Here is a 2,932-nt window from a genome sequence, read left to right on the forward strand (position 1 = left end):
ACGCCCAGCCGTTGGTGCCTGGCCAGGTCCGACGCGCCCAGACCGGCCATCATGCCGCCCGACCACGGACCCCCGGCCAGGGAGAGCAGGTCGGGGCGGCGGTGCGCCAGACCGTCCAGGAACGCCGACGCGGCGGCGTAGGCGCCCTGGCCCGCCGAGCCGAGCACGCCCGCGATGGAGGAGAACAGGGCGAGGACCGCCAAGCCCGCGTCACGGGTGGCCTCCTCCAGGAGCAGCGCCGAGTCCACCTTGGCGCGGAACACCTCCTCCACCCGCTCGGGGGTCAAGCCCTCCAGGACGCCGTCCGCGAGCACACCGGCGGCGTGCACGACGGCGGTCAGGGATCGGCCGGACACCAGGGCGCGCACCGAGTCCCGGTCGCCGACGTCGCAGGCCAGCACCTCGACCGCGGCCCCGGCCGCGCGCAGGTCGGCGCACAGGTCCGCGGCGCCGGGCGCGTCCGGGCCGCGCCGGGACACGAGCACCAGCCTGCGGACGCCGTGCGCCGCGACGAGGTGGCGGGCGACGAGCGCGCCCAGGGCGCCGGTGCCGCCGGTGATCAGCACCTCCCCGGACGGGTCGAGCACCCGGCGTGCGCCTGCGCGGGCGCGGACCAGCCTGGGGACGAGCACCTCGCCGTCGCGGACCGCGCACTGCTCCTCGTCGGGCAGCACGCCGTCGGGCAGCACGCCGTCGATCAGCTCGTCCACCAGCGCGAATCGGCCGGGGTGCTCGGCCTGGGCGCTGCGCACCAGGCCCCAGACCGCGCTCGCCACGGGGTCGACCGGCTCGCCGGGGCGCACCGCCACCGCGCCTCGGGTCACCACGAGCAGCCGGCCGCGCCCATGGGTGGCCAGGAAGCGCTGCAGCGCCAGGAGAACCCCGCACACCACCGCGCGGGCCCGGTGCGGCTCCGGCAGGTCGGGCGCGTCCTGGACCCGCAGCACCTGGGACCCGGTCGCCTCGCCGCTCCCGTCCGCGGGGGTCCACCCGACCTCGTAGCCGGGGTGCTCGTCCACCGGCCTGGTCACCACGGAACCCACCACCAGCACGGGTTTCCCGTTCTCGTCGGCCAGTTCCGCGCGCAGCGACCCGGACTCGCGCGCCAGCCGCACCCGCACCCGCTTGGCCGCCCCGTGCCGCACCACCCGGTTCCACGCGAACGGCACCCCGGAGTCGCCGAGCAGCAGCGCGGTGTGCACGGCCGCGTCGACCAGCGCCGGGTGCAGCGCGAAGCCCCGATCACCGGGGCCCTCCACCTCCGCGAACACCTCGTCGTCGCGCCCCCACGCCGCCCGCAGGCCCTGGAACGCGGGGCCGTAGTCGTAGCCGAGACCGGCCGCGCGGTCGTAGAAGTCCGACACGGCAAGGGTTTCCGCGCCGGGGGGCGGCCAGGTCGACGCCCAGGGCACGTCCGGCGCGTCCTCGGGCTGCGGGGCCACCCGGCCGGACGCGTGCCGGACCCACCCGGCGGCGGCGCGCGCGTGCGCGGCCACCTCGCGCCGACCGTCCTGGCCCGCCGCGCCGATCCGGATCCGGACCTCCGCGTCCTCGGGCGGGAGCGGCTCGGTGATCAGCAGCTCGTCCACCACCGGGCAGCCCACCCGCTCGCCCGCGCGCGCGACGAGGTCCAGCCACGCGGTGGCGGGCAGCACCGGCGCGCCGGACAGCGCGTGGTCGGCCAGCCAGGGCTGCGCGGACGTGGACACCCGGCCCGCGAGCACCCGTCCCCCGGTCTCCGGGTCCTCCACCACGGCGGTCACCAGCGGGTGGCCGGTGGGGGCCGGGGTCAGGCGCTCGGCCCAGACCCTGGTTCGCTGGAACGGGTACGGCGGCAGCGCGCCGGGTGGGCCGTCCGGCAGGAAGCGCCGCCAGTCCACGTCCGCGCCCGCGACGAACAGCTCGGCCGCCGACCGCGCCACCCGCTCCGGTCCGCACTGGCCCCGGCGCAGCGTGCCGACCACCAGCGCGCCCGCGACGCGCAGCGGCCCGCCCAGCACCGGGTGCGGGCCGACCTCGACGAAGGTGTCGAAGCCCTCCGCCGCGAGCGCCCGGACGACGGGTTCGAAGCGCACGGTCCCGCGCAGGTTGCGGTACCAGTGGCCCGCGGCGAGCGGGGCGGTGACCCAGGTCCCGGTGGTGGCCGAGAACCACGGCGTGGCAGGGGTTACCAGGGTGCCGCCCAGCGCGGTCACCTCGGCGCGGACCGCGTCCACGGCGGTGGTGTGCGGGGCGTAGTCCAGCTCCAGGCGGGTGGCGCGCACGCCCAGCGCCGCGCAGCCCGCGGCGAACCGCCCGACCGCGTCGGGGGCGCCCGCGACGACGGTGACGCCGGGTTCGTTGACCAGCGCGACCTCCACCGGCGCGTCCCACTCGGCGATCCACCGCAGGGTCTCGTCCTCGGGCAGCGGCACGGACAGCACCGCGCCTGCGGCCATGCCGGTCGCGATCGCCCGCGCCCTGGCCACGACCAGCCGCGCGGCGTCCGCCAGCGGGAGCGCTCCCGCGACGCACGCGGCGACCAGCTCGCCCTGCGAGTGCCCGACGACCGCGTCCGGGACCACGCCGCAGGAGCGCCAGACCTCGGCCAGCGACACGGCGAGCGCGAACAGCACGGGCTGGAGCACCTCGGTGGGCAGCCGCTCGTCGCGGCCGAGGACCTCGCGGAGGGACCAGCCGACGTGCGGCGCCAGGGCGCGCTCGCACTCGGCCATCCGGGTGGCGAACACCTCGTCCCGCGCGAGCAGCTCGCGGCCCATGCCTGCCCACTGCCCGCCCTGGCCGGGGAACACGAACGCGACCCGGCCGCGCGGCTTCGCGACCCCGGTGACGACGCCGGGCGCGGTCCGCCCGGCCGCGACCGCCGCGAGCCCGGCGCGCACGTCGCCGAGGACGACGGCTCGGTGCTCCCAGGGCGCGCCGGTCGCGAGGG

General features: G+C 78.4%; 1 protein-coding gene. It reads right to left on the minus strand.

The genetic code is table 11. The annotated features are described in order from the left end of the window. The coding region (locus tag ACTUAL_RS20320; protein WP_440901366.1) for an SDR family NAD(P)-dependent oxidoreductase at positions 1-2,932 on the minus strand (2,932 nt) is incomplete at both ends.

It is taken from the genome of Actinosynnema sp. (genome assembly GCF_052038725.1).